Source organism: Devosia sp. WQ 349K1, assembly GCF_016595685.1.
GTDB lineage: Bacteria > Pseudomonadota > Alphaproteobacteria > Rhizobiales > Devosiaceae > Devosia.
The window spans coordinates 251,327-275,199 of sequence record NZ_JAENGO010000005.1; the positions used below are offsets into that span (position 1 = coordinate 251,327).

Sequence of the window (23,873 nt, forward strand, 5' to 3'; positions counted from 1 at the left end):
CCAGTTTGGGTGAGGGTTTGGGGTGGTACTTTTGACGGCCTCGTCAGAAGGAATGCCAGAGTTAGATTGTTTTGGCGGCAGCGTAGCGTAACGCCGTCGGGTCATTCGAGGTTGGCATAGCGTAGACCTTCGGCCGGGTAGGCCGGATCAATAAAAGGTCAATAGGATAACGGCGACGTCTGTCGGCCGGGGATTTTATTTGTGCCCGAATTCGGGCGCAACGGCGAAGCATTGCGTCTGGCGGAAAGCTGGCGCGATGCGAATTTGAACACTACTGCCGGGCTTTGCGGATCCGGCAGAACAACCATGGGGTCACGACCAATGATGCGACAGGCGACCGCGGGCAGGGATGACTTGGCTTTAGCTAGCGACCCCTCCTCTACTATTTTGAACAAAGGCGGCGATTCTGTTATGTCGGGCACCCAAGACTCTTCCGAAAATCAGCGCGAACTTTGGGTTCGTGTCCGTGCCCGTCTGAAGGCATCTGTCGGTGAAGACGTCTTTACCTCCTGGTTTGCGCGTCTCGAACTTGAAGAAATCGTCGAAGATCTGGTCCACTTGAGCGCGCCAACGCGTTTCTTGTGCTCGTGGGTTCAGTCCAATTATTCCGATCGTATCGTTGAGGCTTTCCGCAATGATCTGCCTGATCTTGCCCGCATCCAGGTGACCATGCGCGTCAACGGTCAGGTCAAGCGCATCATGCCGGTCGTTGAAGCTCCTGCCCCAGAAGCGCCAGTGCTGGAAATCGCCCACAGCTCAAGCGCTGCCGCATCGCCTTCAGCCTCCGCAGCTGCCCAGCCGCGTCTTGTGCCGCAGAGCACAGCAAAGAATGGTGACGCCCTTTCGGGGAGCGCGATCGATCCGCGCATGACCTTCGAGACCTTTGTCTCCGGCGAAGCCAATGACATGGCCTTCGGTGTGGCCAAGCAGATTGCCAACGCTGCCATCAACAATACCGTGACCTTCAATCCGGTCTTTATTCATTCCTCCGTCGGTCTGGGTAAATCGCACCTTCTCAATGCAATTGCGCATGCTGTTTCGGAAGCCGATCCGTCCAAGAACATCGTCTATCTGACCGCTGACCACTTTATGTATCACTTCATTACTGCCGTTCAGCGCCAGTCCGCGCTCGGCTTTAAGGAATGGTTGCGCCGTGTTGACCTGTTGCTGATCGATGACATGCAGTTCCTGCAGGGCAAGTCGGCGACCGAGTTCGGTCACACGCTGGGCACTCTGCTCACCGGCGCCAAGCAGGTTGTTGTGGCGGCCGACAGCCCGCCGCGCGATCTCGAAATGCTTGATGATCGGGTTAAGTCGCGTCTGTCGGGCGGCTTGGTCGTTCCAATCCAGAATTTTGATGTCGAGCTGCGCCGTGCCATCGTTCAGCGCCGGGCTGATCAGGTCAATTCGCGCTTTGGCATGCAGTTCCCAACTGCGGTCATCGACTACATCGCACGCGCTGTGAATAGCCATGGTCGTGACCTAGATGGCGCCGTGAACCGTCTCGTGGCTGCAAATCAGCTGACCGGTGAATTGATCACCGTACCGCTTGCGGAAAAGACCCTCGCCGATCTCATTCGTGCTCGCGATGCCAAGCGCGTCCGCATTGAAGACATTCTCAAGATCGTCTCGCGCCACTACAAGGTGCCACGTAACGAGCTTTTGTCGGCCCGTCGTTCGCGTGACGTTGTGCGCCCACGCCAGATCGCCATGTTCTTGGCCAAGGCGCTCACCCAGCGTTCGCTGCCGGAAATTGGCCGCCGCTTTGGCGGTCGCGATCACACCACCGTTCTTCACTCGGTTCGTAAGGTCGAGCAGATGATCAAGGACGATGTGGAATTGGGTCAGGAAATCGAGCTCTTGAAGCGCATGCTTGAGGAATAAGCCTCCTCGTCTGACACGCAATCAAAGGGCGGCCCTAGGGTCGCCTTTTTTCGTAAGTGCGGGTTGTGGATGGCGAGAAAATGAAGCCCTGATCCACAGCTTGCAGAGGAGTGGTCTTGCCAATTTGCGGCGAAACTGTAAACGTCCCAGACCCGGCCATCGGCCGGTGTTTGCAGCAGCGTACCGCCAGGATTAGCCGGATATGAAAGTTACCCTCGAACGCAATCACCTGCTCAAGTCGCTGAGCCATGTGCATCGGGTGGTCGAGCGCCGTAATACCTACCCAATTCTGGCCAACGTGCTGTTCAAGGCCAGTGAAGACCATATCGAGTTGCGCGCGACCGACCTTGATATCGAGGTCACCGAAAGCGTGCCTGCCATGGTCTCGACCCCAGGGTCGACCACCGTTCCGGCTCACACCCTTTATGAAATCGTGCGCAAGCTCGCCGATGGTTCAGAAGTGAAGCTCGAAACCGACGGTGGGGACAATATGGTCCTGACCTCCGGTCGTTCGCGCTTTAACTTGGCGTGCCTGTCGCCTGACAGCTTCCCCGATCTCAAGTCGGGCACATTCGCGCATGAATTTGAAATCGCAGCGTCTTCGCTGCGAGAATTGATCGAACGCACACAGTTTGCGATCTCAAACGAAGAAACCCGTTATTATCTCAACGGCATCTACTTCCATGCCATTGAAAACTCGGCGACCGGCAGCCTCTTCCGCGCCGTTGCGACGGACGGTCACCGTATGGCCCGTGCTGAAATCCCAGCGCCAAATGGCGCCGAAGGCATGAGCGGCATCATCGTCCCGAAGAAGACCGTTGGCGAAGTTCAAAAACTTCTCGATGGCGTTGATGGTGACATCCACGTTGAAGTGTCGGACACCAAGATCCGCTTCACCGTTGGTCCTGTTGTGCTGCTCTCCAAGCTCATCGAAGGCACCTTCCCGGACTACGATCGCGTCACGCCAAAGAACAACGACAAGCTGATGATCGTTGATAAGGCGGGCTTTGCGACCGCAGTTGACCGTGTGTCGACCATTGCTTCGGATCGCGGCGGTAAGGCTGTAAAGCTTCAGGCTTCCAATGGCCTTCTCGAACTCACTGTGACCAATCCGGATCACGGTACGGCAAGCGAAGAAGTGGCGGTTGAGTTCGACGTCGACGGTTTTGAGATCGGCTTCAATGCCCGTTACCTTCTCGACATCATCACCCAGATCCGCTCTGAAAGCGCCGAGTTCCTGTTTAACGACGCGAACTCGCCAACGCTCGTCAAGGAAGAGGGCGAAGCCAATGCGCTTTATGTCCTTATGCCGATGCGCGTCTAGGACGCTTCGGCGTTAGAGCCCATCTATAGACGAACAGGACCTCTCCCGTCGGGGGAGGTCTTCCGATTCAAAGGCCTAGTGGGAAAGGGGCTAGAATTTGATCCGCCATCTTTCTCGTATTCGCCTTACCGCCTTCCGGAATTATGCGAGCGCCGCGCTCGACATTGATGAGCGCCATGTCGTGCTCACAGGCGCAAACGGCTCGGGTAAAACCAATCTATTGGAAGCGGTGTCTGTTTTATCACCCGGTCGCGGATTGCGCGGGGCCAGCTTTGACACGCTCCAGGGTTACGGATCGGATCTGCCGTGGGCCGTCGCCGCGACAATTGAGACCGAGCTGGGTCCCACAGATATCGGCACTGGCGCCTTGGCCGACGGCGGTCGTCGCGTGCGGATCAATGGGGCCAATGCGCGATCCATTGAGGCCATGAGTGACTATATGCGCGTGCTCTGGCTCACCCCGGCCATGGATGGGCTTTTCTCGGGGCCCGCAGGCGAACGGCGGCGGTTTCTCGATCGCTTGGTCACGACACTCATCCCTTCCCACTCCTCCGCTGTAACTGACTTTGAAAAAGCCATGCGGCAACGCAATAAGCTGCTTGAAGAGGGCGGGGACGCGCGTTGGCTTTCGGCGGTCGAGGCGCAGATGGCGCAGTTCGGCGCATCGGTCTATCTCAATCGGACCGACAGCCTACAGCATCTTCAGGCGCTGATCGTCGAAAGTGTTGAAGAGGGCAGTTTCCCAGCAGCACAGTTGTCGCTGACGCCCTTGTTTGACGATGTGGCTGTGCCTGAGACGTCTGCTGATCTTGAAAGTCTTCTCGCGCAACGCTGGCATGATTTGCGGGGGCTTGATCGTGCTGCAGGACGCACCACATCAGGACCGCATAGGGTGGATCTCGAAGTCGTCCACAGCCAAAAGGCGATGCCTGCCGCCTTAGGGTCTACTGGGGAGCAAAAGGCGCTCCTAATCGGGCTTATTTTGGCGCACGCCCGTTTGGTGCGACTGCGCACCGGGATTGTGCCTTTCCTGCTTCTTGACGAAATTGCCGCCCATCTCGACCCAGATCGGCGCCGGGCCCTTTTTGCAGCCCTTGATGGGCTCGAAACGCAGTGTTTTTTGACGGGTACAGACCCTATTCTCTTCGAGGCGCTCGAAGATCGGGCACAAAGAATTACCGTGCGTGATGGGCGCTTGAGCCTTCATTCGCACTAAGCTGCGAGAGGGTGCGGCAATACCGGCCGCAATCCCCGGTCAAACACCGTCAAAGTGCCAATTTCCTTGGGGTTTGCGCCCCTTTGGGCTAGTACTAAAGATATCTGAAATCGAGCGATTCGGACCTCATGAGCGATAGCGAAAACCCGACCCCGAATGAGTATGGTGCCGACAGCATTCGCGTGCTGAAAGGCCTCGACGCGGTGCGTAAACGCCCCGGCATGTACATCGGGGACACGGACGACGGTTCCGGCCTGCACCACATGGTCTATGAGGTGGTCGATAACGCCATCGACGAAGCTCTGGCCGGGCACGCCGACCTTGTGACGGTAACGCTGAACGCAGACGGTTCTTGCACCGTGACTGACAATGGTCGCGGTATTCCTGTGGGCATCCACAAGGAAGAAGGCGTTTCGGCTGCCGAAGTGATCATGACCCAGCTGCACGCTGGCGGTAAGTTCGACCAGAACTCCTACAAGGTTTCCGGTGGCTTGCACGGCGTGGGCGTGTCGGTGGTGAACGCGCTGTCAGTGTTCCTGAAGCTGCGCATTCGTCGCGATGGTCAGATCCACGAGATGAGCTTCACCCATGGGGACGCCAACGAGCCGTTGGCGGTCGTGGGCGAATATGAAGGTCGCTCGGGCACCGAAGTCACCTTCCTGCCAAGCACCGACACCTTCACCATGGTGGAGTTTGATTACAAGACGCTGGAGCATCGCCTGCGCGAGCTCGCGTTCTTGAATTCTGGCGTTCGCATCAATTTGGCGGACAATCGTCCGTCTGAGCCGATCACCACCGAGCTTTTCTACGAAGGTGGTCTTGAAGCCTTCGTGTCCTATCTCGATAAGGGTAAGACACCTGGCATCGACAAGCCCATCTACATGATCTCGGAAAAAGACGGGATCACAGTGGAAGTGGCGCTGCAGTGGAACGACAGCTACCACGAAAACGTGCTGTGCTTCACCAATAACATCCCCCAGCGCGATGGCGGCACGCACCTTGCCGGTCTGCGCGGTGCGCTGACCCGTCAGGTGACGGGCTATGCCGAAAGCTCTGGCATCACCAAGAAGGAAAAGGTCAATCTCACTGGTGATGACACCCGTGAAGGCTTGACCTGCGTTCTTTCGGTGAAAGTGCCAGATCCCAAGTTCTCGTCCCAGACCAAGGACAAGCTGGTTTCTTCCGAAGTTCGCCCGGTCGTTGAAAACATCGTCAACGAGAAGCTCGGCCAATGGTTTGAAGAGCACCCGGCGGAAGCCAAAGCCATCGTCATGAAGGTGGTGGAAGCGGCGTCGGCGCGTGAAGCGGCGCGCAAGGCACGCGAGTTGACCCGTCGTAAGGGCGCGCTCGAAATTTCCTCGCTCCCCGGCAAGCTTGCAGACTGCCAGGAGCGCGATCCGACAAAGTCTGAAATCTTCATCGTGGAAGGTGACTCCGCAGGTGGTTCGGCCAAGCAGGGGCGTGATCGCTCCAATCAGGCTGTGCTTCCCCTGCGTGGTAAAATCCTCAACGTCGAACGCGCACGCTTTGACCGTATGATCTCGTCCGATCAGGTCGGCACGCTCATCACGGCGCTGGGCACCGGTATTGGTCGCGAAGAGTTTGATCCTGATAAGCTGCGCTATCACAAGATCATCATCATGACCGACGCGGACGTCGACGGCGCGCATATTCGCACCCTGTTGTTGACCTTCTTCTACCGCCAGACCCCAGCTCTGCTGGAACGTGGTCATATCTATATCGCGCAGCCGCCGCTCTATAAGGCGACCCGTGGTCGTTCTGAGCTTTACCTCAAGAACGAACGCGCGTTGGAAGATTACCTGCTCGAAAATGGTATTGAAGACGCTGTCTTTAACACCCGCAACGGCTCGAGCCATGCTGGCGCTGACCTGCTTTCCATTCTGCAGCAGGCCCGTGACATCACCCACGCCATCAACAATCTGAACCTGCGATACAACCGTAGCCTGGTTGAGCAGGCCGCAATTGTTGGCGGTTTGGATATGGAAGGGCTGACAGAACCTGCAAAGATGCAGGAGACGCTGACCCGCGTATCAAACCGTCTGGATCGCATTTCGGACGAGCTTGAGCGCGGTTGGACGGGTGCGGTCAATGACGAGGACGCCCTTGTCTTCTCGCGCACTGTTCGCGGCGTGACCGAGAACCATGCGATTGACCGGGCGCTGCTTCAGTCCGCCGATGCGCGCAAGCTGCGCCAGATGGCCGAGCGTCTCGATGATCTCTACGGCGGCGTACCGACCCTAACTCGTAAGGGCGATACCATTCCCGTCTATGGTCCCGGTTCGCTGTTTAAGGCGGTCACGGACTTTGGCCGTAAGGGACTGTCGCTGCAGCGTTATAAAGGTCTTGGCGAGATGAATGCCGAGCAGCTTTGGGAAACGACGCTCGATCCAAATGCTCGTACTCTGCTGCGCGTTCAACTCAATGAAACGGCCGGTGAAGCCGATCAGATTTTCACTCAGTTGATGGGGGATCTGGTTGAACCTCGCCGTGAATTTATTCAGGAAAACGCACTGAACGTTTCTAACCTGGACGTGTAAGGCCGGGGATAAGTTTGACGATAAAAGCGGCTCCTTCGGGGGCCGTTTTTTTGTTTTGCGCGAGCCGAAATTGTTCAGGAAACCGAACATCACTGTTCCCTGCGCGGGGGTTATCTCGGGGGCCGACAGCGCCTAAATTGGCTGTCAATGTTGCGCTATCGCGCTGAAAGGTTTGCCATGAAAAAGATTGGCTTTTTGTCCTTTGGACATTGGAGTGCTGCGCCCAATTCCCAAGCGCGGAGCGCTTCGGATGTTTTGCTGCAGTCGATTGATTTAGCTGTTGCCGCAGAAGAACTTGGCGCTGATGGCGCGTATTTCCGCGTGCATCATTTCGCCCGCCAACTGGCTTCGCCTTTCCCTCTTTTGGCGGCTATTGGCGCGAAAACCAAAAAGATCGAAATCGGCACGGCCGTTATCGATATGCGATATGAGAACCCGCTCTATATGGCGGAGGACGCTGGCGCAGCCGATCTCATTTCGGGCGGCCGTTTGCAGCTTGGTATTAGCCGCGGCTCGCCGGAGCAGGTGATCGATGGCTATCGCTATTTCGGCTACAACCCGGAAGAGGGCAAAACCGATCAGGACATGGCGCGCCAAAACGCCGAGATCTTCTGGGAGGTGTTGAAGGGGCGCGGGTTCGCGCAGCCTAACCCACGGCCGATGTTCCCTAATCCTCCAGGTCTCCTGCGTCTCGAGCCACATTCTGAAGGTCTTCGTGACCGGATTTGGTGGGGTGCAGCGAGCGATGCGACGGCGATTTGGGCTGCGCAGCTCGGGATGAATTTGCAGTCTTCGACGCTGAAATTTGATGAGAGCGGCAAGCCCTTCCATGTCCAGCAAGCCGAACAAATTCGGGCTTATCGGGCTGCTTGGAAAGAAGCGGGACATGAGCGGGAGCCGCGTGTTTCGGTGAGCCGGTCGATCTTTGCGATCACCTCTGACGAGGACCGAGCCTACTTTGGCGCAGGTCAGCGCGAGGAAGATCAGTTCGGCTATATTGAGCCAGAAAAACGCGCTGTGTTTGGGCGCGGTTATACCGGCGCGCCGGAGCGGATTATTGAGGAGCTGCGGCAGGATGAGGCGATTGCAGAAGCCGACACGCTGCTCATTACGGTGCCGAACCAATTGGGTGTCGACTATAATGCTCACGTGATCGAGAATATTCTCAAGCACGTGGCCCCGGCGCTTGGCTGGCGCTAGGGCGATAAAGCCGACCTCTCGATTTTCGACTGGTCGGCTTTTTTAAGGCGGAGAACTGCCAGCTTGTCTGCCCTGTCCGTGCCGTGTTCAGTGGCGCTATGGAGCACCTGTTGAAAGACAGCCGGTTGATCATCAAGCGGCTTGAACACGATGGTTTTGTGTTGATTTCGGTGCGCGGGTCCCAGCACAAATTTAAGCATCCAATGACCGGAAAACTCGTTATTGTAACGCATCCTAGGCGGGACATTCCGACGGGAACGGCGCGTTCGATTTATCGACAGGCGGGTTGGTTAGATGACAACAGCTAGTGCTCACTATGTGGTTTTGATTCACAAGGACGAGGGCTCGGGTTATGGTGCGTCATTTCCCGATGTCCCCGGCGTAACTGCTGTCGCTTCGACCTTGGACGAAGCTGTCGCCGAAGCTGCCGCCGTGCTGGAGTTCGCATTTGAGGACTGGGATGGCGACTTGCCCAAACCACGCGATCTCGATGCCTTGCGGGCCGATCCTGCCTTTCGATTAGCGTCGCAAGATGCCGTCGTGGCGCTGGTTAAACCGTCTGCGCAGTACTACGCCGCAGCGGAGTAGCCCGCTATGGCATTTTATGGGCGGAGTGCTGGCATTTATTGGCCTCCCAATAGGCATCTACGCGCGAAAAAGAGCCTGAGGCCAAAAATTCTACCTGCGCAGCGAAGGCCATAGCGCGGCATTCGTCTGGTCCGGCGACGACGTGAACGAGTTCATGTAAAATGGTGAGGGTGCGTAGCCCATCTGAGCCTTGCCGCGAAAACTGCGGGCAGAGGGTTAGCGTGATTGTACCATTGCGCGGCGGGGTGGTGACAAATGCCGCAAACTTACCGCAGAGGCCGCTGGTGTCGGGTTGATCGAAAATGATGAGCTCGACGGTTTTGCCCCAATAGGGTGAGGTAAAGCGGCGGTGCTCGAGGGCGTCGCTATAGGCGCGCAGATCGATGTCGAAGGCAGCGCCGTTCAGTGCGGGCGCTGCAGAGCGAAAATAGGCTTTGGCATCATCGAGCGAGCGGCCAATAGGGTCTGCTTGCGTTGGGACAACGCAGGAGAACAGGGCGAAAAGAACCAAAAGCCAAAGACGCATTTGGTTGTTCTCGCCGCAAATTGTGGCAGTGACAAGCCTAGGTTTTGAGGAAGCGGATCAGGTCTGCGACCAACTCGGTTTTGTGGGTCGCAAAGAGCCCGTGCGGGCCATCGTATTCAATCAGCGTCGCATCCTTGATCCCGGCGGCAGCGGCATGCGCGGAGGCTTCAATCGGCACCGTCTTGTCCTTGGTGCCGTGAATAATGAGGGTTGGAACGTTAAAGGCTGCAACATCGGGCCGGAAATCGGTCGTGGCAAACGCCGCAGCGCAGGCTAGAGTTGGTTTTAGCCCTGCCTGCATGGCAACCGCCCAGGCGTGATGCACTTCTTCGTCAGAGGTGGCGTTGCCGAAGAGGCCAATCCCAAAAAAGTCCTGAAAGAAGCTGGCAAAGAACTTGGCACGATCCTCTTTCATGCCTGCGGTCATGTCGTCGAAAACCGATTGCGGCGTGCCGTTGGGATTGTCCTCGGTCTTGAGCATATAGGGAACGACGGAGGCGACTAGCGCTGCTTGGCTGATTTTAGCGCCACCGTGGCGGGACATATAGCGGGCGACTTCTCCTCCGCCCATGGAAAAGCCAACGAGGGCCGCATCGTCTGCCCCGGTATGGGCAATAACATCGGCGAGATCATCAGCCAGCGTGTCGTAATCGTAGCCGTCCCAAGGCTGTTCGGAGCGGCCAAATCCCCGGCGGTCATAGCTGATGGCGCGGAAGCCCGCCTCGGCGAGCGCCAAAGCGCCATCGTCCCAGCTGTCAGCCGAGAGGGGCCAGCCATGAAGCAGGATCACAGGGCGTCCTGTGCCCCAATCCTTGTAATAGAGCGCGGTGCCGTCACGGGTGTTGAGATAGGGCATATCAGCCTCCAGGGGTTTTCCTGAGAAGGGTGCTGGCCCCAAATTGTTCCCAAGTGTCGGCTCCTGCGCGCATGGGTTAAGCCTACTCCCTTGTTTCTACACGGATCGGTGAGCCGCTAAACGCTCTACAAAGTGCCACATTTTGGGGCGATAAGGCGCAATCGCGCTGCGAAGCAATGGGGAAGGGTGCGTTCATCTTCTCCATTCGCTCGGCCGTGGTTTCCCTCAGCTTGGGAAAGAGGTAGAAGCTGCGTAATCCACTTCTGGACAGGACTGCTTGATGGACTTCCGCATTTCGGCCGATGACCGCGTTGGTGCCCCAGCCAAATCGCAGGGTAAAGCTCAAAGCCGCACCGCGCCTAAGGGGCAGCGTCAAGAGCCGTCCCTGTCTGGTGCCAGCATGGGCGAGAGCATGAGCTTCTCGGTTGACGCCGAACCGCCGCGCGTTGGCGGTGGCTCAGGGCGCGGGGGCAATGGCGGTCGTGGCGGTTCGGGTGGTGGCAAGCCTCCGAGAAGCGAAAAGCCCGCGCGTCGCGGCAAAGCACAGCCAACGCGTCAGAAAAAGCGTAAGAAACGTTCAGGCGGTTTCCTGCTCGGCCTTGTGTGGTGGGGCTTTGTGGCCTGCCTATGGGGCGGCTTGGCTGTTATTGGCGTCATCGTTTATTACGGCGCGCAGCTGCCGTCGTCCGACACTTGGGCGATCCCAGAGCGTCCGCCCAATATTCGTATTCTGGCGGCAGATGGCAGCCTCATTTCCAACCGCGGTCAGACCGGGGGTGAAGCGATCACCTTCCGCGAATTGCCAAGCTATGTCCCGGCAGCGTTTATCGCTTCGGAAGACCGTCGCTTTATGAGCCATTTTGGTGTCGATCCGATCGGCCTGATGGCTGTGGCGGTGGAATCCATCCAAGCGCGCGGTGTGACCCGTGGTGCATCGACCCTGACCCAGCAGGTGGCAAAGAACCTATTCCTGACCCCAGACCAAACGCTTGGTCGTAAGGTGCAGGAAGCCATTTTGGCGGTCTGGCTCGAACAGAGCTTTACCAAGGAAGAAATTCTCGAACTCTATATGAACCGCGTCTATTTCGGCGCTGGTGCCTATGGGATCGAAGCGGCGGCACAGACCTATTTTGGTGTGTCGGCGCGCAATCTCTCGCTCGGACAGGCTGCGATGCTGGTGGGTATTCTGCCTGCGCCGTCGGCCTATAATCCCAAGACAAACCCTGAAACGGCCAAGAACCGTCAACGTCTTGTGCTCAATGCCATGGCGCAAGAGGGCTATATCTCGACCGCTGAAGCCTCGGCGGCGCAGATCAACCCTGACCAGCAGGTTCGCACCGTCGTGGCTGGCGCAGAAAGCTATGTTGCGGACTGGGTTGAAAGCCTGATGACCGCCTATATTGGCGATATTTCTGGCGACGTCGTGGTGCAGACCACCATCGACTACAAGCTGCAGCGTGACGCCGAGTTTATCGTCAAGGAAGCTGTTGCCAGTGAAGGGCCAAAGCGTGGCTTTACGCAGGGCGCCTTGGTGGCCATGGACATTGATGGTTCGGTCCGCGCTATGGTGGGCGGTGTTGATTATCAGCAGAGCCAGTACAACCGTGCTGTGACGGCCAAGCGCCAACCCGGTTCAGCCTTCAAACCATTCGTGTTCCTCGCAGCTATGGAAAAGGGCTACACGCCCGAGACTTTGGCTGAGGATGCCCAGTTTGACTACAATGGCTGGAGCCCCCGAAATGCGACTGGCAAGTATTCTGGCACGGTGACGCTGCGTCAGGGGTTGGCTTACTCGCTCAACACGATTGCAGCGCGTCTGGCGATTGACGTTACCCCTGAAAAGGTCGTGGAAGTGGCGATGCGTTTGGGCATCTCGTCCAATCTCACGGCCGTGCCTTCGATCTCGCTGGGCACGCAGGAAGTGAACCTGCTTGAGTTGACCAATGCCTATGTGCCGTTCGCTAACGGGGGTAATGGCGTTATTCCAAACGTGATCACCAAGATTTCCGATATGGAAGGCAAGGTGCTCTATGAAGCCTCTACAGCTGGTCCGGGCCGTGTGATCGACCCAACAACGCTCGCCTATATGAACGATATGATGGAAACCGCTGTTGAAGTGGGCACCGGTCGTGGGGCGAACCTTGGCGGCTGGCAGGTTGGTGGCAAGACCGGCACATCGCAGGAAAGCCGAGACGCGCTCTTTGTGGGCTATACCTCGGCTATGATCACCGGCGTGTGGTTGGGCAATGACGACAATAAGGGCACCAAGCTTTCGGGCGGCAATGTTCCGGCCACCATCTGGCGTGATTTCATGACCAAGGCGCTGGAAGGCAAATCGCCAAATCCAATTCCCGGTGGCAGCTACGCCGGCCAATTGGTGGCCCAGCAGATGATCGATCCAAACACCGGACAGGTCGCGATTGACCCCAATACCGGCATGCCGATGGTTCAATATGTCGATGGTGGTACAGGCCAGCCGGTTCAGACCGTGCAGGACCCGAACACCGGGCAGATTTTTGGCGTTGATCCGAACACCGGACAGCCCATTGAAGGTCTGCAGCCCTTGGCGAACCCGCAAGCGGGCGGCGGCATGATGCAGCCGGGCGTGGGTACAGATCCTGCATCTGGCATGCAGATTGATCCCAACACCGGTCTACCCTTGTCGAGCCAGATTGACCCGAACACCGGCATGCCTATGGGCCAGCAGGGCGTTGATCAGGGCTTCGGCCAAGCGCCGATTGATTCCGGGTTTGGGCAGGCGCCGATTGATCCGGAAACCGGGATGCCGATGACGCTGATCGTTGACCCTCAGACGGGCCAGCAGGTTTGGGTGCCAAGTGCACCAGTGTCACAGAACCAGCCGCTCCAACAGCAGCAGCCCACAACCATTTGGGGTGATCAGGTGATCCAGCAAGTGCCCAATGGTGGTCAGCAATTTGCGCCACCGGCCGATCTGGGACAGCAGCCTGTCTATCAGAACGAGAACAGCCAGCGCACGCTGATGGACATGATCTTCGGCAACTGAGGATCACACACATCATCATACAAAAGGCCCCGGACACGTGTCCGGGGCCTTTTTGTTTGCTGGCATGGGCCGACTAGATAACGACGATCTTTGAGCCCGGAATGACGCGATCATGCAGATCGATGACATCGTGGAAGAGCAAGCGCACGCAGCCGCTCGATACGGCCTTGCCAATGGTGGGGACGTCCATGGTGCCGTGGATACGGTAGAGCGTGTCCTTCTGGCCCTGATGGATATAGAGCGCGCGCGCGCCCAGAGCATTGTCCAGGCCAGGCGGCTGACCGTGACGGTACTTTTCGATCTCGGGCTGACGCAGGATCATTTCGGCAGGCGGGGTCCACACGGGCCATTTGCGCTTGTAAGCAATGTGACCTTCGCCGGACCACTCAAAGCCAGCGCGGCCGAGGCCGACGCCATAGCGCATGGCGCGGCCGTTAGGCATGGTCCAGTAGAGAACGAAATTGGCCGTATCGACGACAACAGTATGCTGTGGCTGACCGGTGATGTTTTCGACTTCCTGACGCCAGAAGCGCGGGTCCATGAGGGACACGTCAGCCGCCGGAATAGGGAATTCTTCGAGCGGCAATGGGCCGTACATCATGGCGACATCTGGCGGTACGATGGGGCGCAGTGGCTCAACGGGAGCGCTTGGGCGCGCGGTGGTGGCGCAACCGGCCAGAAGCAAAGCGCTGGTGCTGGCGAGGCCTGCCAGCAAGGTGCGGCGCGACAGCGTCGCGTCGAGAGCGATAGTCATATGAAATCCTTGGGCCCAAGGGGCCGAGAGTATGTGCGGGAAGAGGGCGTGACGGCGAACTAGCCGTGCCGCGGTGGCCGCAAAATACTCAAACGCGTGCCTGCAGGGGCGGTCTCATCAACCATCAGGACATGATGGTCTTCGCCTTCAGTCTTGGGCAATTGCGGCACATCGGGCGCAATCGCGAGGTGCGAACCACAGGAGAGAACCAAGCCATTGCCAAGGTCGATATGCCCACAGGGCTGGATTTTGACCACGACGGGGATCGGGCGATTGTCCTCATCGACGTGGTTGAGAACCACAAGCGGCTGGGCGACATCGACCACATAGCGGTGCGAATGCGCCAAGACACTCCCCGCCATATTGGCGAAGGTGAACAGCATGGCGATGAGCACGAGCAGGCGTTTCATAGCTCGCTCCTAACCGAGACAATGCGGCGCAAACAAGACCGAACGCGGAAAGACGTGGTTTTTAAGGAGCTTGCCATGACATGAGTTGGCGGCCGTGTGTTTTTAGCCACGCTCGTCCGCGCTCCATATCGGGCAGGGTGCGCTCCACCGTCGCCCAGAAGGCTGGCGAGTGGTTCATCTCTACAAGATGGGCAACCTCATGGGCGGCCACATAATCGAGCACGTGGGGCGGCGCCAGGATCAGTCGCCAATTGTAATTGATCGAGCCGGTTGAGGAGCACGAGCCCCAGCGGCTGGCTTGGCTGCGCAGGCGAACGCTTTCCACTTTGACCCCGAGCCGCTGGGCGTGAAATGCGCTTTGGGTTGTGAGGTCGTGGAGGGCTTCAGCCTTGAGCCAATCATAGAGACGGCGCGGCAGGTGTTCGGGCGCGCCAGGCACGCTGATCCGCCGGTCTGGGAGGACTTCTACCCGCCCGCGCACTTGGCCCGAGGCGATGATCTGATAGGGGAGCCCACGTACAGGAAGCTCAACCCCAGGGGCCAAGATTTGTGGCCCAGCGCCTATGGGCAGGCGTTCGGCCAGCCAATCGGTGTGGCGATGGAGAAAGGCTTCAGCGTCCGCCCAGCGCGATTTAACCGGAATGGTCAGCAGCGGCCCAGCCGGCGGCAGCGACAGGCGAAAGCTTTTGGCGCGCGCGCTGGTTTTTACGCTCACAGTGACAACCCGCCCTGCGAACTCGACCTTGGTTTCGCTGGGAGGCTTGTTGGCACGAGCACGCAGGAACGACAGCATGGGCACTTTCAGGAGGGGTGAGTCGGTGGCGCCAGTTTAGCCAAACAGAGCGGGCAAAAGGCAAAGAAAAAGCGCCCCGAAGGGCGCTAGTGGGGAGGGATGATGATGGGGCTTAGGTGTTGTCGCTATAACCCTGGCGGGAGCCGCGGTGCTCAGACATGAAGCGATCGAACTCTTCACGGTCGCGCGCCTTATGCAGGTTCGCCATATATTCCTGGAACGCACCAACTTCAGCGTCGAGACGGGCGCGCTCTTCGTCGAGGCGACGGAGCTGTTCTGCGCGGTAGTCGTCAAAAGCGGCGTTGCCCGAGCCGCCAGCGGTGAATACTGGGCCCGAGGATTTCTTGGTCATATTGCGCACGAAGTCTGTTCCCTTGTTCACATAGCGCTGTGCCTTTTCGGCAGAGCCGCCAAAGTTTTCGCCCCACAAAATATAGGCCAGCATGGCCAGGCCGGCGGGGAAGAAGAAGATAAAGCCCAGCACCATCAACGTGATGGTGAGGGGCGACCATTGCGGTTTGATAATTGCTGTGCTCATGTTGTTGCACTCTCCTGTGTCACTGCACAGGAGGTGGTTCTGTTTTGGGACAGGATCAAGCGTGTGCCTACCGGTATTTTACTCTTGAAATCGCCACGGCACGTCCCTAAGCGCGGAAGCGAACGAGGACATTAGATGAGCGAATTCACGAGTGTTTCCCCATTAGCGCCAGAGCCTTGGCGCCCATTGCGGATGCAGACCCTAGTGCTGTTGCGTTGGCTCGCTGTGGCGGGTCAGACCGGGGCAGTGCTGTTTGTGCATTGGGGGCTGGGCTTCCCATTGCCCTTGTGGAGCTGCCTAGGGCTAATCGCTTTTTCGGCGCTCCTCAATATCTTGATGGTACTGCGCTTTGGCTCGATGGGCCGGTTGACGGCCCGCGCCGCTGGTTGGCTGCTGGCCTTTGACGTCTGCCAATTGGCGGGGTTGCTGGCGCTCACCGGGGGGCTAACCAATCCCTTCTGTATTCTTCTTCTCGCGCCGGTTTCGGTCGCAGCGACGACGCTTCCGGCCAAACAGGCCTTTCTCATCGCCTTCATGGTTTCGGCCTGTGCATCGGTGATTTCCATCCTTCACCTGCCCCTGCCATGGATGCCTGGTGAGGATTTGGTCTTTGATCGCATATTTGTGATCGGGATTTGGGTGTCGATCGTGTGTGGGGCGGTTTTCATCACCGCCTACACCAATCGGGTTGCTTATGATGCGCGCCAAATTGGCGATGCGCTGGCGGCGACGGAGCTGGCTTTGTCGCGTCGCGAGCAGCTTTCCGCGCTCGATGGTTTGGCGGCGGCGGCGGCCCATGAGCTGGGGACACCGCTTTCAACAATTGTTTTGGCTGCCAAAGAGATGCGTGCCGACGTCGAGCCCAAGACGCAACTGGCCGAAGATATCGAACTGATCATTGAACAGGCCGCGCGCTGTCGGGCAATCTTGGCCAAGTTGCGCAATCTTGGGTCCGAACCTGCTGAGATGTTCGCAGAGGCGCCACTGCTCGAAATCCTAGATGAAGTGGCCCGTCCGCATGAAAGTCGGGGCAAGGTCATCCTCTTTTACTCAGAGGATGTTACCGGCGACATTCCGGTGTTCCCGCGCAGTGTCGGATTGCTCTACGGCCTTGGTAACCTTATTGAAAACGCTACGGACTTCGCCAAGCAAACGGTTCGGATCGAGACCAAGTGGGATGACGAAAGAATTAGCGTCAGCATTATTGACGATGGTCCCGGTTTTGCTCCAGAACTTGCCGCACGGCTCGGAGAGCCTTATCTAACCACCAGACCGCGCGACCCCGCCGGTAGCGATGCGCATAAACCCGGCGGACTTGGGCTGGGTATTTTCATCGCGAAGACGCTTCTGGAACGAACCGGGGCTCGCCTCACGTTCGATAATGCTGAAATACATGGTCATGCGCGCGTACATATCGTGTGGCAGCGGAATGGCCAGTCGTCGCGTTAGTAGCTCCGGCTTTTTGACGGAAAGGCTGCGAGCGCCTAAGGAAGAACAATGGATACGATAGAAGATCTTTTGGCAGGAGACCCGAGCTTATTGCTTGTGGATGACGATGCCGCCTTTCTGACCCGCCTCGAACGTGCCATGGCGCGCCGTGGTTTTGAAGTACGTGTTGCCAATTCGGTTGCTGAGGGTCTTGCGGCCGTCAACGAGCGCGCGCCGGCCTATGCGGTCGTGGATATGCGCCTTGAAGACGGCAATGGCCTGGAAGTGGTTTCGGCTCTGCATCAGAAGCGCGCCGATGCGCGGGCTGTTGTGCTGACCGGTTACGGCAATATCGCCACGGCTGTGACCGCTGTTAAGCTCGGCGCGACGGACTATTTGTCTAAGCCTGCCGACGCCGACGACGTGATCAACGCACTGCTGGCGACAGGCGAAGAAAAGCCAGAGCCACCGGAAAACCCAATGTCGGCCGATCGCGTCCGTTGGGAACATATCCAGCGCGTTTATGAGCTGTGTGATCGCAATGTGTCGGAAACCGCACGTCGCCTCAACATGCACCGCCGGACACTCCAGCGCATTCTGGCCAAGCGCGCTCCGCGCTAAGCGACACGGAAACTGAACAAGAAAATGGCGGGCCTTGGCCCGCCATTTTTGTTTTAGACCGCTGCAATGCTGGCCCGGCGTGATCCGATCATGGCGACGATGAAAACGACGCTCATGAGCAAGACGATTGTCGGGGCTGGAGCGCTGTCGAGAAAGAAGCTGATATAGACGCCCAGCAGGCTGCACACCGTGGCGACTATCACGGAGATGATCAGCATTGTCCCGAAGCGCTTGGTGATGAGAAACGCTATAGCGCCCGGGGCAATCAGCAGGGCAATGACGAGCACAATGCCAACGGCCTGCAATGCACCCACCACGGTGAGCGAAATCAGCGCCAGAAGGCCATAGTGCAGCATTCTCGTCCGCAGACCGATGGCACCGGCCTGCTGGGGATCGAAGATGAAGAGCATCAGGTCACGCCATTTCGCGCCGATGATCAGGGCTACGACCAAAGCAATGACCCCTGACTGGACGAGATCGAAGGTGCTGGTCCCCAAAATATTGCCGAAGAGAATATGGGTGAGGTGAACATCGGTCTCGATGGCGGTGAAAAGAACGATGCCGAGGCCAAAGAGGCCAGCAAAGACCACGCCCATGACCGTATCTTCCTTTATCCGGCTGTTTTCCTTGAGAAAACCAACCGAAAGCGCGCAAACCATGCCTGCGATAAAGGCGCCGACACCAAGGGGTAGGCCCACGACATAGGCCAAAACCACGCCCGGAAGCACAGCGTGAGAGATCGCGTCACCCATGAGCGACCAGCCCTTGAGCACCAGAAAGCACGAGAGAAGTGCCGCTGGAATGGCCACCAGAACAGCAATGACCATGGCCTGAACCATGAAGGGCAGTTGGAACGGCCACAGGGCTAATTCATACCAAGCCATTAGGCGTTCTCCTCGGCTATGCGGCGGCGCGCGGCGAGATAGCCATGCTTGGGGGCGAACACAAAGGCTGTGAGGAAGACCAGCGTTTGCAGCACAACAATGATGCCGCCCGTGGCGCCATCGAGGAAATAACTCAAATAAGCGCCCAAAAAGCTCGTGAGCACGCCCAGTGTGATGGCGATGAGGATCAACCGAGGGAAGCGATCGGCAAGCAGGTAGGCCGTTGCGCCGGGCGTGACGACCATGGCGATGACGAGAAACGCACCAACCGTTTGCATGGCAGCAACGGTTGCAGCGCTCAGCAGCGCAAAGAACACCAGCTTCAAAAGCGTGGTGCGAATGCCGATGGATCGCGCATGGTTTTCATCAAAGAAGGTGACCATGAGGTCTTTCCAGATGACGGCCATGACCAGAAGTGTAATCGCGCAAATGACGACCAGCTGCAGCGTGTCGCTCGGGGTGATGGCCAAGATATTGCCCAGCACAATCGACTGTACGTCGACCGCGGTGGGGGAGACCGAAACCATGAACAGCCCCAAGCCGAAAAAGCTCGAAAAAATGAGCCCGATCACCGCGTCTTCGCGCAGCTTGGTGCGCTGCGTAAGAAACAGCATGGCGCCAGCTGCCAGACCCCCGGAGAGAAAAGCGCCGAGCGAGAACGGCAGGCCCAACATATAAGCGCCAGCAACGCCGGGCACGATGGAGTGCGAAAGGGCGTCGCCAATCAGCGACCAGCCCTTGAGCATGAGATAGGCCGAGAGAAAGGCGCAGACCCCGCCGACGAGGGCGGAAACCCACATGGCATTGACCATGTAATTGTAGCTGAACGGCTCAAGCAGCACTTCGATCATTGCTTGTCGCTCGATTGCTGGTGCGTTTCATTGCCCTTCTCGCCGTAAAGAACGAGCGGGCGCTCGTCGTCCGTCAGCACCGAGAGGTGGCGCGGATCATCGTCGTCATGGAGGCCTGCGCCAGACAGAACGAAATGGCGCAAGACGCCGCCAAAAGCGACTTCGAGCTTTTCGCGGGTGAAAATTTCTGGCGTGGGGCCATAGGCGAGGACAGTGCCTTTGACCAAAACGGTGCGGTCGCAGAACTCGGGCACAGAGCCCAGATTATGGGTGGAGACAAGGATCACCTTGCCCTCGTCGCGAAGGTCGCGCAGCAGGGCAATAATGGCATCCTCGGTTTTGACATCGACGCCGGTGAAGGGTTCGTCGAGGAGGATGACTTCGCCTTCCTGTGCGAGGGCGCGGGCCAGAAACACACGCTTCTTTTGGCCGCCGGAAAGCTCGCCGATTTGCCGCTTGGCATAGGCGGTCATATCCACGCGCGCCAAAGCGGACGCGACTTTTTCACGGTCGACAGGGCGGGGTATGCGCAGCATGTTCATGTGACCAAAGCGGCCCATCATCACCACGTCTTCAACGAGCACTGGGAAATTCCAGTCAACGTCTTCGGACTGAGGCACATAGGCGACCTTGTTTTGGCGCTGGGCGTTTTTGCCATCAATGCCCAAAATCGAAATGCGGCCGGAGACCACGGGCACGAAGCCCATGATCGCCTTAAAAATGGTCGACTTGCCCGCGCCATTGACGCCAACCAAAGCGGTGATGGAGCCGCGCGGGCTAGAGAAACTGGCCTGTTTGAGCGCCGTTGTGCCGTTGCGATAGGCTACGGTGATATTGTCGACCAGAATCCCATCAGCGTCGGTCATTTCGTCAAGCCTTGTGCGATCGTTGTCGTCGTCACGCGCAGAAGGTCCAAATAGGTCGGCACTGGACCATCAGGTTCTGAGAGTGAATCGACATAGAGAACGCCGCCATAGGCTATTCCGGTCTCGCGCGCCACTTGTTCCGCAGGGCTCGAGGAAATGGTCGATTCGGAGAAGATCACCGGAATAGAATTTTCGCGGACGGCATCGATCACATCGCGCACCTGACGCGGCGAGCCTTGCTGATCGGAATTCATTGGCCAGAGATAAAGCTCTTTGAGACCAAAATCGCGCGTCAGATAAGAAAACGCACCTTCCGAGCTGACGAGCCAGCGCTTGTCTTCCGGCACGCCAGCGAGGGCTTGGCGGATGGGTTCGGCAGTGGCTGTGATCTGCGCGCTATAGGCTTGTGCGTTGGCGGCGTAGATTTCCGCATTGGCAGGGTCCACCTCCGCGAAGGCCTTGCGAATGTTTTCGACATAAATGAGCGCGTCGGTCGGTGACATCCACGCATGGGGGTTCGGCTTGCCTTCGTAGGGGCCTTTGCCAATGCCGATAGGCGCGATGCCGTCGGTCAGCACATAGCTTGGGACATCAGGAAGATTGCCCAGGAATTGCTCGAACCATTGTTCGAGATTGAGGCCGTTCCACAAGACGACATCGGCGTCCTGCGCTGCCAAGAGGTCGCCGGGGGTTGGCTGGTAGTTGTGGATTTCGGCGCCAGGCTTGGTGATCGAGACGACATCGGCGGCGTCACCGGCAACATTGCGCGCCATATCCGCGAGAATGGTGAAGCTCGTGACGGCCTTTATGCGCTCCTGGGCAATGGCAGGCATGGAGAAGGCAGCGGTGGCGAGCAGGGTGGCGACAAGAAAACTTCGACGAAGCATGAATGTTCCTGGGAGGAGACGAATAGGTTGCAGTTGCAAATCATTTGCAAGAAGCGACTTGTATGTCAACACACGTGTGGAAAGTTTTTTGAGAATGAAAAAAGGCACTTGCTCAAAGCGGAAGGGATGGGGCATATGCGGGTCAACGAACTGATGCGCCCTTCGTCTATCGGTTAGGACGGCACCCTTTCACGGTGCAGAGAGGGGTTCGATTCCCCTAGGGCGTACCAATCGTGCTTCACGAAACACGTGAAGCGAAGGCTTATGATGATCTTCGGATCACGGTATGCGCCCTTCGTCTATCGGTTAGGACGGCACCCTTTCACGGTGCAGAGAGGGGTTCGATTCCCCTAGGGCGTACCATTTTTTAAGCCTGAGATGAGCAAATCCAACTACATTGCTGAACGCTTCATTCAAGAAATGTAGCGTGTGCGTAGAAATTGGACGCAGCCAGTTTACTGGTTTTCATGCAGTCCCGTCTCATCTAGTTTGCGCGCGTCCGGGCATTGTTGGAGCAGGGTTTGTCTTTTCATAGTCTCACGGTACGCGTTGCCACTGTTATGGCAGTTCTTGCGTGCCTCAGCATTTTTGTAGCTTGGGCGATTTTTGGAAACTACGCTGCCTACATAGGTGCGATCTTCGTTGTCCTTGCGTTCATTCCCACAGCGTTCGGGGCGCAGTGGAAGCAAGTTATGCTTGCGCCTTGGGTTTTGGCATTCGTGAGTGCGTTTTTCCTCGTAACGCTGGCTTTCAGTCTGCAGTCCGCTCACGGGAGTACGAACTTCATTGGTGACTTTGCACTTTTCGCACTCGCACCTGTCTTTGCAGTGGCAGCGCAGCCACTGGCGGAAAAGCGTTTTACGGTGATCCATTTCGGATGGATATTTTGGTCAGGCTCGGTAGTTGCGGCTGGTTGGGCGTTGTTCCGTCAATCCCAGGGAGTTTATCGCGGCACGGCCATTGAGTTGAGCCCAATTCATTTTGCGGACCTTGCAATGATTTGCGGCTTCTTGGGGCTGGTGGTGCTGTTTGACACAGCCTCGCGTTGGCGCTGGCTTGTTCTGAGCGGCCCGATCTTCGCAATTATTGCCGTGCTGATCGCCGAGACGCGGTCTGCCGTATTGGTGGGCATTTGCCTCTCTGGGGTATGCGGCGTGTTCTTGTGGCGCGCGTGGTCGATCGAGACCTGGAAAAAACTGGTCGTATTGGCTTGCGTACCCTTGTGCATGGTTACGGCCTTCTATTTGGCGAGCCTGCTGGGTTTCGACAGAGCATTTCAGGTGTTCGACGCAGTGGGGAAGACGCTGACTGGAGACGAAGGCCTAGATTCTTCCTCTTATGCCCGGGTTGAAATGTATCGCGCGGCGCTGATTGCTATCGCTGATTCACCCTGGATTGGGCACGGTTGGCATGAACAGCTTGCCGTCACGCTCGAGCACATGTCCGAATATGCTCAACAGCGGTACGAAATAGAAAAATGGGGCTACATCCATAACGACTTCCTGAGCTTAACAGTATCTGCTGGCCTTGCAGGTGCGCTTGCATATTTCCTTGCATTTGCAGCTCCGTTGTTGGCCGTGCGCTGGCGCTCTGGTCGTGATGAACGCCTTGTATTCGTTGCTGTGACGGCTTCTAGCGGCATTTTTCTAAGTGGTATGACCGACGTTCTTTTCATGGTTGAGATCCCCAAGATCTTTTTGGTCATGACTGCGGCGGTGCTGTTTGCGTTGAGCGCCTCGAACCGGACATCAATCGCCCATGACTGACGTGATTCATATTGGCCTTTCATTCGACGATAATTTTTGGGCGCCGGCCTATGCGACGATGCGGTCAATCTGTATCTCGACGCAGCGACGGAAAGATTTGGTCTTTCATCTGCTCCATTTCCCACTCAGCGATGAGCATCGTGCGGACTTGGAAAAGATCACGTCTGAATATGGCGCCAAGCTCAACTTCTATCCACTGGAGAGCCAACCAGATTTTCAGGCTCTGGTTCAGAACTTGCCCACCAGTGCGCGATGGCCTGCCATCGTTTATGCGCGTCTCGCGCTGACAAAGCTCCTGCCAGCGGACATCAACCGGGTCATTTATCTTGATACTGACGTTCTCGTCCGCTGGCCGATCGAGAAGTTGTATGAGACGGATCTGGCCGGCGCTGACTTAGGCGCCGTGAAGGAGGCTTTGTCTCCTTTCATTCCTTTGCGTACTGACATGCGCCAAAACGCTGATATCTTTGACGGGGCTGAGCCTTACTTTAATTCTGGGGTTCTGCTGATTGACCTGGATGCTTGGCGCAGAATTGACTTTCCTGCGGAGATCGCCGCGCTAGCCTCGAGCGGCGTACTGTCTCGCCTCTATTTTGATCAGGATATGCTCAACCTGATCTTCCGTGGTCGCTGGGCACAGCTTGAATGGCGCTGGAACACGATCGACGCTCACCCGGCACACGAGGCCCTCGATCCGGCAATTTTGCATTTCACTTACGCGACGAAGCCTTGGGCACTGCGAGCCGGCATCATGCGCTCGACGGCTTATGCGCGTTGGTATCGCCACGTCATGACCAATGAGCTTTTCTATCGTTTCGCGCGCCATCGCTGGAAGCGTTGGTGGCTAAAGCGATTGGGTATTGGGCGTTAAGGCGCAGTTGACAGCGGAATAGCTATT

At 57.6% G+C, this 23,873-nt stretch carries 22 protein-coding genes and 2 tRNA genes; 14 read left to right on the forward strand and 10 right to left on the reverse strand.

Annotated features, from left to right (window positions below; genetic code table 11):
* Positions 1 to 411: 411 nt before the first annotated feature.
* The 7 genes from dnaA (at position 412) to JHL21_RS11920 (ending at position 8,770) form a co-directional block, all read left to right on the forward strand.
* Positions 412 to 1,884, forward strand: a complete 1,473-nt coding sequence (dnaA, locus tag JHL21_RS11890; RefSeq protein ID WP_200213648.1) for a chromosomal replication initiator protein DnaA — start codon at positions 412 to 414, stop codon at positions 1,882 to 1,884.
* 202 nt (positions 1,885 to 2,086) lie between these two features.
* Entirely contained in the window at positions 2,087 to 3,208 is a 1,122-nt protein-coding gene (dnaN, locus tag JHL21_RS11895; RefSeq protein WP_200213650.1) for a DNA polymerase III subunit beta, read from the forward strand.
* 97 nt (positions 3,209 to 3,305) lie between these two features.
* Positions 3,306 to 4,424 carry a DNA replication/repair protein RecF gene (gene recF / locus JHL21_RS11900; RefSeq protein WP_169194277.1) on the forward strand — a complete coding sequence of 373 codons (1,119 nt, stop codon included), beginning with the start codon at positions 3,306 to 3,308 and terminating at the stop codon, positions 4,422 to 4,424.
* 128 nt (positions 4,425 to 4,552) lie between these two features.
* Entirely contained in the window at positions 4,553 to 6,982 is a 2,430-nt protein-coding gene (gene gyrB / locus JHL21_RS11905) for a DNA topoisomerase (ATP-hydrolyzing) subunit B (RefSeq protein ID WP_182394634.1), read from the forward strand.
* A 177-nt stretch (positions 6,983 to 7,159) separates the two neighbouring features.
* On the forward strand, positions 7,160 to 8,182 hold the full coding sequence (locus JHL21_RS11910; RefSeq protein ID WP_200213652.1) for an LLM class flavin-dependent oxidoreductase: 1,023 nt from the start codon (positions 7,160 to 7,162) through the stop codon (positions 8,180 to 8,182).
* Positions 8,183 to 8,289: 107 nt separating this feature from the next.
* Complete coding sequence (locus JHL21_RS11915) at positions 8,290 to 8,490, forward strand: type II toxin-antitoxin system HicA family toxin (RefSeq protein WP_200213786.1); 201 nt, start codon at positions 8,290 to 8,292, stop codon at positions 8,488 to 8,490.
* Positions 8,477 to 8,770, forward strand: a complete 294-nt coding sequence (locus JHL21_RS11920; RefSeq protein WP_200213654.1) for a type II toxin-antitoxin system HicB family antitoxin — start codon at positions 8,477 to 8,479, stop codon at positions 8,768 to 8,770. Before JHL21_RS11915 ends, JHL21_RS11920 begins: the two co-directional genes overlap by 14 nt.
* 4 nt (positions 8,771 to 8,774) lie before the next feature.
* Here JHL21_RS11920 and JHL21_RS11925 read toward each other — a convergent pair whose 3' ends face one another.
* Positions 8,775 to 9,296, reverse strand: coding sequence for a hypothetical protein (locus tag JHL21_RS11925; protein ID WP_200213656.1), 522 nt, complete (start codon positions 9,294 to 9,296; stop codon positions 8,775 to 8,777).
* Between the two features lie 37 nt (positions 9,297 to 9,333).
* Complete coding sequence (locus JHL21_RS11930; protein WP_200213658.1) at positions 9,334 to 10,152, reverse strand: alpha/beta fold hydrolase; 819 nt, start codon at positions 10,150 to 10,152, stop codon at positions 9,334 to 9,336.
* 280 nt (positions 10,153 to 10,432) lie between these two features.
* Here JHL21_RS11930 and JHL21_RS11935 point away from each other — a divergent pair, with 280 nt between their 5' ends.
* On the forward strand, positions 10,433 to 13,177 hold the full coding sequence (locus JHL21_RS11935; RefSeq protein ID WP_200213660.1) for a transglycosylase domain-containing protein: 2,745 nt from the start codon (positions 10,433 to 10,435) through the stop codon (positions 13,175 to 13,177).
* A gap of 73 nt (positions 13,178 to 13,250) precedes the next feature.
* Here the strand turns inward: JHL21_RS11935 and JHL21_RS11940 are convergent, their stop codons facing one another.
* From JHL21_RS11940 to JHL21_RS11955, 4 genes are all read right to left on the reverse strand, one after another.
* Positions 13,251 to 13,931 carry a L,D-transpeptidase gene (locus tag JHL21_RS11940; RefSeq protein WP_169194271.1) on the reverse strand — a complete coding sequence of 227 codons (681 nt, stop codon included), beginning with the start codon at positions 13,929 to 13,931 and terminating at the stop codon, positions 13,251 to 13,253.
* Positions 13,932 to 13,990: 59 nt separating this feature from the next.
* On the reverse strand, positions 13,991 to 14,341 hold the full coding sequence (locus JHL21_RS11945; RefSeq protein WP_169194270.1) for a hypothetical protein: 351 nt from the start codon (positions 14,339 to 14,341) through the stop codon (positions 13,991 to 13,993).
* Positions 14,342 to 14,402: 61 nt separating this feature from the next.
* On the reverse strand, positions 14,403 to 15,134 hold the full coding sequence (locus tag JHL21_RS11950) for a M48 family metallopeptidase (protein WP_200213661.1): 732 nt from the start codon (positions 15,132 to 15,134) through the stop codon (positions 14,403 to 14,405).
* A 112-nt stretch (positions 15,135 to 15,246) separates the two neighbouring features.
* The gene (locus JHL21_RS11955; protein WP_169194268.1) at positions 15,247 to 15,672 is read right to left on the reverse strand and encodes a DUF2852 domain-containing protein; all 426 of its coding nucleotides are present in this window, start codon (positions 15,670 to 15,672) and stop codon (positions 15,247 to 15,249) included.
* Positions 15,673 to 15,807: 135 nt separating this feature from the next.
* Here JHL21_RS11955 and JHL21_RS11960 point away from each other — a divergent pair, with 135 nt between their 5' ends.
* Together JHL21_RS11960 and JHL21_RS11965 are read left to right on the forward strand one after the other, a co-directional pair.
* On the forward strand, positions 15,808 to 17,121 hold the full coding sequence (locus tag JHL21_RS11960; RefSeq protein ID WP_200213667.1) for an ActS/PrrB/RegB family redox-sensitive histidine kinase: 1,314 nt from the start codon (positions 15,808 to 15,810) through the stop codon (positions 17,119 to 17,121).
* 48 nt (positions 17,122 to 17,169) lie between these two features.
* The gene (locus JHL21_RS11965; RefSeq protein ID WP_169194266.1) at positions 17,170 to 17,721 is read left to right on the forward strand and encodes an ActR/PrrA/RegA family redox response regulator transcription factor; all 552 of its coding nucleotides are present in this window, start codon (positions 17,170 to 17,172) and stop codon (positions 17,719 to 17,721) included.
* Between the two features lie 53 nt (positions 17,722 to 17,774).
* Here the strand turns inward: JHL21_RS11965 and JHL21_RS11970 are convergent, their stop codons facing one another.
* Genes JHL21_RS11970 through JHL21_RS11985 form a run of 4 tightly spaced genes read right to left on the reverse strand, consistent with a single transcriptional unit; the run spans position 17,775 to position 21,209 of the window.
* On the reverse strand, positions 17,775 to 18,605 hold the full coding sequence (locus JHL21_RS11970) for a metal ABC transporter permease (RefSeq protein ID WP_200213669.1): 831 nt from the start codon (positions 18,603 to 18,605) through the stop codon (positions 17,775 to 17,777).
* Positions 18,605 to 19,456, reverse strand: a complete 852-nt coding sequence (locus tag JHL21_RS11975; protein WP_200213671.1) for a metal ABC transporter permease — start codon at positions 19,454 to 19,456, stop codon at positions 18,605 to 18,607. Before JHL21_RS11975 ends, JHL21_RS11970 begins: the two co-directional genes overlap by 1 nt.
* Positions 19,453 to 20,322, reverse strand: coding sequence for a manganese/iron ABC transporter ATP-binding protein (locus JHL21_RS11980; RefSeq protein WP_169194263.1), 870 nt, complete (start codon positions 20,320 to 20,322; stop codon positions 19,453 to 19,455). The genes JHL21_RS11975 and JHL21_RS11980 overlap by 4 nt, the downstream gene beginning before the upstream one ends.
* Positions 20,319 to 21,209: a metal ABC transporter substrate-binding protein gene (locus tag JHL21_RS11985; protein WP_169194262.1), complete on the reverse strand. Its 891-nt coding sequence runs from the start codon at positions 21,207 to 21,209 to the stop codon at positions 20,319 to 20,321. Before JHL21_RS11985 ends, JHL21_RS11980 begins: the two co-directional genes overlap by 4 nt.
* A 155-nt stretch (positions 21,210 to 21,364) precedes the next feature.
* On the opposite strand from JHL21_RS11985, the gene JHL21_RS11990 reads away from it, so the two are divergent.
* From JHL21_RS11990 to JHL21_RS12005, 4 genes are all read left to right on the forward strand, one after another.
* Positions 21,365 to 21,439 (forward strand) — tRNA-Glu (locus JHL21_RS11990).
* Positions 21,440 to 21,497: 58 nt separating this feature from the next.
* Positions 21,498 to 21,572, forward strand: a tRNA-Glu gene (locus JHL21_RS11995).
* Between the two features lie 158 nt (positions 21,573 to 21,730).
* On the forward strand, positions 21,731 to 22,975 hold the full coding sequence (locus JHL21_RS12000; RefSeq protein WP_200213673.1) for an O-antigen ligase: 1,245 nt from the start codon (positions 21,731 to 21,733) through the stop codon (positions 22,973 to 22,975).
* Positions 22,968 to 23,846, forward strand: coding sequence for a glycosyltransferase family 8 protein (locus JHL21_RS12005; RefSeq protein ID WP_200213675.1), 879 nt, complete (start codon positions 22,968 to 22,970; stop codon positions 23,844 to 23,846). Before JHL21_RS12000 ends, JHL21_RS12005 begins: the two co-directional genes overlap by 8 nt.
* Positions 23,847 to 23,873 lie beyond the last annotated feature (27 nt).

Coding starts and splice junctions, on each gene's coding strand:
- JHL21_RS11955 (WP_169194268.1), bottom strand. CDS start 15,672: ATGAGCACAGCAATTATCAAACCGCAATGGTCGCCCCTCACCATCACG.
- JHL21_RS11965 (WP_169194266.1), top strand. CDS start 17,170: ATGGATACGATAGAAGATCTTTTGGCAGGAGACCCGAGCTTATTGCTT.
- JHL21_RS11980 (WP_169194263.1), bottom strand. CDS start 20,322: ATGACCGACGCTGATGGGATTCTGGTCGACAATATCACCGTAGCCTAT.
- JHL21_RS11930 (WP_200213658.1), bottom strand. CDS start 10,152: ATGCCCTATCTCAACACCCGTGACGGCACCGCGCTCTATTACAAGGAT.
- JHL21_RS11970 (WP_200213669.1), bottom strand. CDS start 18,605: ATGGCTTGGTATGAATTAGCCCTGTGGCCGTTCCAACTGCCCTTCATG.
- JHL21_RS11925 (WP_200213656.1), bottom strand. CDS start 9,296: ATGCGTCTTTGGCTTTTGGTTCTTTTCGCCCTGTTCTCCTGCGTTGTC.
- JHL21_RS11940 (WP_169194271.1), bottom strand. CDS start 13,931: ATGACTATCGCTCTCGACGCGACGCTGTCGCGCCGCACCTTGCTGGCA.
- JHL21_RS12005 (WP_200213675.1), top strand. CDS start 22,968: ATGACTGACGTGATTCATATTGGCCTTTCATTCGACGATAATTTTTGG.
- JHL21_RS11985 (WP_169194262.1), bottom strand. CDS start 21,209: ATGCTTCGTCGAAGTTTTCTTGTCGCCACCCTGCTCGCCACCGCTGCC.
- gyrB (WP_182394634.1), top strand. CDS start 4,553: ATGAGCGATAGCGAAAACCCGACCCCGAATGAGTATGGTGCCGACAGC.
- JHL21_RS11950 (WP_200213661.1), bottom strand. CDS start 15,134: ATGCTGTCGTTCCTGCGTGCTCGTGCCAACAAGCCTCCCAGCGAAACC.
- JHL21_RS11960 (WP_200213667.1), top strand. CDS start 15,808: ATGAGCGAATTCACGAGTGTTTCCCCATTAGCGCCAGAGCCTTGGCGC.
- JHL21_RS11945 (WP_169194270.1), bottom strand. CDS start 14,341: ATGAAACGCCTGCTCGTGCTCATCGCCATGCTGTTCACCTTCGCCAAT.
- dnaA (WP_200213648.1), top strand. CDS start 412: ATGTCGGGCACCCAAGACTCTTCCGAAAATCAGCGCGAACTTTGGGTT.
- JHL21_RS11975 (WP_200213671.1), bottom strand. CDS start 19,456: ATGATCGAAGTGCTGCTTGAGCCGTTCAGCTACAATTACATGGTCAAT.
- dnaN (WP_200213650.1), top strand. CDS start 2,087: ATGAAAGTTACCCTCGAACGCAATCACCTGCTCAAGTCGCTGAGCCAT.
- JHL21_RS11935 (WP_200213660.1), top strand. CDS start 10,433: ATGGACTTCCGCATTTCGGCCGATGACCGCGTTGGTGCCCCAGCCAAA.
- JHL21_RS11910 (WP_200213652.1), top strand. CDS start 7,160: ATGAAAAAGATTGGCTTTTTGTCCTTTGGACATTGGAGTGCTGCGCCC.
- JHL21_RS11920 (WP_200213654.1), top strand. CDS start 8,477: ATGACAACAGCTAGTGCTCACTATGTGGTTTTGATTCACAAGGACGAG.